Source organism: Phaeovulum sp. (assembly GCF_041596715.1).
Taxonomy (GTDB): Bacteria; Pseudomonadota; Alphaproteobacteria; order Rhodobacterales; family Rhodobacteraceae; genus UBA6213.
On record NZ_JBFHIA010000266.1, the window covers coordinates 1 to 3,820 of the forward strand.

Below are 3,820 nucleotides of genomic sequence, written 5' to 3' on the forward strand. Positions count from 1 at the left end.
CAGAGCGCCCGCCAATGGCACCCGGTGCCGCGTTGCGGTGCGCTGTGGCGCGCGCAATGCCGTTTTCACCCGCTTGTCTGCGCAATTTGGCGCATTTTGCGGCACCTGCGCCGCCCACAGGGCGAAAAACGGCTTTTCGCCACAGCTTTTCCCCCCTAGAACGAGCGCGTTGTCCGCTCCTTCCAGCCTAGGGTTAACCTGTGTCCGATACCGCAAGACAGACCGTCAAGCCGCACCTGCCCGATGCCCAGACCGTGACTTCGGTCACGCATTGGAACGACAGCTTGTTTTCATTTCGCGTGACCCGCCCGCAAAGCCTGCGCTTCCGCTCGGGCGAGTTTGTGATGATCGGGTTGCTTGGTGACAACGGCAGGCCCCTGCTGCGCGCCTATTCGATTGCCTCGCCTGCCTGGGACGACGAGCTTGAGTTCTATTCGATCAAGGTGCCCAACGGCCCGCTGACTTCGCGTCTGCAACATATCAAGACCGGCGACGAGATCATCTTGCGACCGAAGCCCGTAGGCACCTTGGTGCATGATGCGCTGCTTCCGGGCAAACGCATCTGGTTTCTGGCGACCGGCACCGGCATCGCGCCCTTTGCAAGCCTGATGCGCGAACCCGAGACTTATGAGAAATACGATCAGGTGATCATGATGCACACCTGCCGCACGCAATCAGAGCTGGAATACGGGCGGCAACTGGTGGAAAGCCTTCGCGAGGACCCGCTGATCGGTGAAATGGTGGAGGGCAAGTTGCTCTACTACCCCACCACCACGCGCGAAGAGTCGGCCCATATGGGGCGCATCACCGACAACCTGACCAGCGGCAAGGTTTTCAGCGATCTCGGCCTACCGCAGATGAACGCCAATGACGACCGCGCCATGATTTGCGGCAGCCTTGCATTCAACGTCGATGTGAAAGCGGTGCTCGAAAGCTTTGGTCTGCGCGAAGGCGCAAACAGCGAACCGCGGGAGTTCGTGGTCGAAAAGGCCTTCGTGGGCGAAGGCGTCTAGCGCCGTCGCCCAGCCGGAACGCGCCTAATCGATCAGGCCCCAAAGGCCGCCAGTATCTCGGCCAAGGCATCCGCGTGTTGCGCGGGCTGTTCTTTGGCGGATTCGAGCAATTCCAGCAACCGGTCGCGGGTTGCACGGTCAAAACCGTCCCACGCCACGATCGCACTGCGCGCCAAGACGTAGTCAAAGGTTTCGGGGGTCAGTGCACGCGCGCGCCCTAACGCGGCAGCAGCCGCGGTCGCGTTGCGGGATCTGGTCAGATAGTCTTGCCCCTCATCCATTTCCTTGCGCGCGGCAATCAGCTCTGCCTGAGTTTCGGCCCGCGCTTCAAGGCGCGCGGCCTCGGCAAGTGCTGCGGCCTCTGCCCGCGCAGCAGCTTCAGCGGCGCGTTTGGCCGCGAATGCAGGGTCAACTTCTACGGGCGTGGACGGAGGCGCATTCAGAATGCGCGGCGCATAGGCGCCGGCCAAGCCCGAAACCACACCAAGACCCGCAATCAGGGCAATCGCGCCGATCTTTTGCATTTATTCGAACCCTCTGGAAGGCCGCACACGCGGCGAATTGGCCCTCTTTTACAAATTCGTCGTTGAATTGAAAGCACCTTCCAAGCTGTTGTCGTATGTGTGATTGTCGCAGGGCGACGCATTACAGTCGGCATGTGCGAAAATGGTTGAAACATAGGCCGTCACTCTCTATTTTGCGCGCGCACTAACCCATTGGCTACTGAAGGAATATCACCATCGCCCGCAGACCCCACAATGCCCCGCCACAGCGCGACACCGGCCCCCGTATCAATGACCGTATCCGCGCCGCAGAGATCCGTCTGATCGGTGCCGATGGTGAGAACGTGGGGGTTGTGACCCCGGCAAAAGCGATGGAGATGGCCGACGAGGCCGGACTCGACCTTGTGGAAATCTCTCCCAATGCCGTGCCGCCTGTCTGCAAAATCATGGACTTCGGCAAGTTCAAGTTCGAGCAGCAAAAGCGCGAGGCCGAGGCCCGGCGCAAGCAGCACATCATCGAGATCAAGGAAATCAAGTTCCGCCCCGGCACCGATACGCATGACTACGAGGTCAAGATGCGCTCGGTGATGAAGTTTCTGGAGGAGGGCGACAAGGTCAAGGTCACGTTGCGCTTCCGTGGCCGCGAAATGGCGCACCAGCAGCTTGGGCTGGAGCTTTTGAACCGAGTCGCAGACGATATTGGGGATGCCGGCAAGGTCGAATCGATGCCGCGGCTTGAAGGGCGGCAGATGGTGATGATGGTGGGGCCAAAATAACTGGCCGCACCGACATGGTTGAAAGCCCTCGCTTCGGCGGGGGTTTTTTATTGCCCGATGCGCAGCACCGAAGCGACCACCTCGGGTGGTTTTGCAAGGATGCGGGGGCCAAAAATAAAAGCGCTGCGGGAGGGAGGCCCGCAGCGCGTTTCGAGGGGATGGGCGAGGGAGAACGCCGGTGCCCCTACTTTCAGGTTTCTCGCGGCGGGAGGGCCGCGTCAGGGAGATTGAAACCTGTTGCGATTTGTTTACGCGGCGGTGCGGCATGAGACTTTGACTTGGGTCAACTTGGTGTCAGCTAAAGGTGCGACAAAACGTCATGATAAAACGGTGGTGGGGCGGGCAATGCGGGCAAGAATGAAAGAGCGCACGATTACACTGCTTGCAGCAGTCATCGGTGCCGCTGTCTTCATGGTATTGGGCCTGCCGTTGCCAATGCTGCTGGGCCCGCTTGCAGGCTGTCTGATATTTGCGCTGGCGGGGGCACCGCTGCGCGATATGGGCGCTGTCGGCACGTTCATGCGCACGTTTCTTGGCGTCGCGATCGGCGCATCGGTGACGCCAGAACTGGTCGCGGCGCTGCCGCATTATGGCGCCACACTGGCGCTGGTGCCGCTGTTCGTGGCGACCATCGGCGCTGTCGGCTACCCGTTCTTTCGCCGCGTGATGGGGTTTGACCACCCTACCGCCTTTTATTCGGCCATGCCGGGTGGATTGCAGGACATGCTGGTGTTCGGTGCCGAAGCCGGGGGCGATGTGCGCGCGATGAGTCTGGTGCACGCAACGCGGGTGCTGACAATCGTCACCGTACTGCCGTTTCTGATGACATTCGTCTGGGGAATCGATTTGAGCCGCCCGCCGGGTGCGCCGCTAGGTTCGGTGCCGCCGCTGGAACTTGGGCTGATGCTTGCCGCGGCAGTGATCGGCTGGAAGGGCGGCGAAAGGATCGGGCTATTCGGGGCCTCGATTCTTGGGCCATTGATCTTGACGGCGGCGCTTAGCCTTGCGGGATTCATCCATGTGCGCCCTCCGGCCGAGGTGATCTGGGCGGCGCAATTGTTCATCGGGCTTTCGGTGGGGGCAAAATACGCGGGCATCACGGGCCGCGAGTTGCGGCTGTTCGTTGGCGCGGGGGTGGGGTTTTCGGCACTATTGGCGCTGATCTCGACAGGCTTCATCGAAGTGGCGCATCTGCTTTCGCCTGCGCCCGCGTTGGATGTGATTCTGTCGTTCCTACCCGGTGGGCAGGCCGAAATGGTGGTGATCGCGATAGTCGCAGGCTCTGACGTGGCATTTGTGGTGACCCATCATCTGACGCGACTGATTCTGGTGATACTGACCGCGCCCCTGGTCGGGCGCTGGCTTGGGAAAAGCTAGTTACCTTGCGGCAAAGCAGGGCTAAAGCGCGGCCATTTCCTGCCGGATCACCCGGTTGTCACCGCGCGCCAGAACCCATTTGCCAAGTTGCTTGGCCAGTTCTGGGTGCCCGCTTGCCAGCGCGCGCTTGAATAGCTCTCGCTGATAGCGC

The 3,820-nt window shown here is 61.2% G+C and carries 4 protein-coding genes; 3 read left to right on the forward strand and 1 reads right to left on the reverse strand.

Annotated features, from left to right (window positions below):
- Positions 1 to 200 precede the first annotated feature (200 nt).
- The gene (locus tag ABY403_RS14300; protein ID WP_372841497.1) at positions 201 to 1,013 is read left to right on the forward strand and encodes a ferredoxin--NADP reductase; all 813 of its coding nucleotides are present in this window, start codon (positions 201 to 203) and stop codon (positions 1,011 to 1,013) included.
- A gap of 32 nt (positions 1,014 to 1,045) precedes the next feature.
- Here the strand turns inward: ABY403_RS14300 and ABY403_RS14305 are convergent, their stop codons facing one another.
- Entirely contained in the window at positions 1,046 to 1,537 is a 492-nt protein-coding gene (locus tag ABY403_RS14305; RefSeq protein WP_372841498.1) for a hypothetical protein, read from the reverse strand.
- A gap of 215 nt (positions 1,538 to 1,752) precedes the next feature.
- Between ABY403_RS14305 and infC the strand changes: the two genes are divergently transcribed.
- Both infC and ABY403_RS14315 read left to right on the forward strand, forming a co-directional pair.
- Positions 1,753 to 2,292 carry a translation initiation factor IF-3 gene (gene infC / locus ABY403_RS14310; protein WP_372841500.1) on the forward strand — a complete coding sequence of 180 codons (540 nt, stop codon included), beginning with the start codon at positions 1,753 to 1,755 and terminating at the stop codon, positions 2,290 to 2,292.
- Positions 2,293 to 2,649: 357 nt separating this feature from the next.
- On the forward strand, positions 2,650 to 3,669 hold the full coding sequence (locus tag ABY403_RS14315; protein WP_372841499.1) for an AbrB family transcriptional regulator: 1,020 nt from the start codon (positions 2,650 to 2,652) through the stop codon (positions 3,667 to 3,669).
- Positions 3,670 to 3,820 lie beyond the last annotated feature (151 nt).